Here is a 245-nt window from a genome sequence, read left to right as displayed (position 1 = left end):
GTATAGGCCTAATTACAAAAATTATGCTGCAGACTTTTGCGCGCGCTTTATTAGAGCTAAAAGAGTGGCGAAAAGCCTCACCTAGCCTGTATTTATCTATTAATTTATCGGCTCTTGATTTTGAGTTTAAAGACCTTGTTCCTGAAATTAAAAAAGCGTTAAGTAATTCAGGAGTGTCGTCTGAGGCAATTGTTTTTGAAATAACCGAATCAATATTAATGCGTGATTCAAAAGAAGCGCTACAC

Annotated in this window: 1 protein-coding gene; it reads left to right on the top strand. The window is 36.3% G+C overall.

Going from position 1 to position 245, the window contains the following annotated elements; genetic code table 11:
* On the top strand, window positions 1-245 hold a 245-nt coding region (locus tag AAEZ18_RS19435; RefSeq protein WP_352256085.1), incomplete at both ends, for an EAL domain-containing protein.

It is taken from the genome of Pseudoalteromonas sp. 19-MNA-CIBAN-0066 (assembly GCF_040308705.1).
Lineage (GTDB): Bacteria > Pseudomonadota > Gammaproteobacteria > Enterobacterales > Alteromonadaceae > Pseudoalteromonas > Pseudoalteromonas nigrifaciens.
Note: the sequence above shows the minus strand (reverse complement) of the source record. Positions and strands in the feature narration are given on the sequence as shown.